1 protein-coding gene is annotated in these 592 nt (G+C 48.1%); it reads right to left on the bottom strand.

What is annotated here, in order from left to right; all coding sequences use genetic code 11:
• Positions 1-65: 65 nt before the first annotated feature.
• On the bottom strand, positions 66-592 hold a 527-nt coding region (gene dapB / locus R7E78_RS28505; RefSeq protein ID WP_318058934.1), incomplete at its 5' end, for a 4-hydroxy-tetrahydrodipicolinate reductase.

The following is a 592-nucleotide window of genomic DNA, read 5'->3' as shown; positions in this document are numbered from 1 at the left end:
ATTTTATTTACATAACTTTCTTCAAATACAAAAAAGCCGGCTTACGCCGGCGAATAATTATGTATTTAAAGCTCATTCAAACCCAGCACATCGGTCATGGTATAGCAGCCCGCCGGCTTGGAATGTAGCCACACAGCAGCCTTCACGGCACCATTAGCAAAAGTCATGCGGTCCGTCGCTTTGTGCGTTATTTCGACTCGCTCACCAATATCAGCAAACATTGCTGTGTGCTCGCCGACAATGTCACCTGCACGAATGGTTGCAAAACCGATTTCATCTTTAGTACGCTCACCAGTAATGCCTTCACGCGCATACACCGCAACATCACTTAACTTGTTGCCCATAGCGCCAGCAATCGCCTCTCCCATACCAATCGCAGTACCTGACGGAGCATCAACTTTATGGCGGTGATGAGCTTCGACAATCTCGACATCGCAGTAATCACCCATTACTTTTGCAGCTTTCTCAAGCAACTTAAATACTAGGTTCACACCAACAGAGTAGTTAGGAGCCATCACAACAGGTACGTGCTTCGCAACTGCATCACTCAGTGCTCGCGCTGCTTGACAAAGGCCAGGGGTACCCTTCACGC

The sequence above is a fragment of the Vibrio sp. YT-19(2023) genome (genome assembly GCF_033337395.1).
Note: the sequence above shows the minus strand (reverse complement) of the source record. Positions and strands in the feature narration are given on the sequence as shown.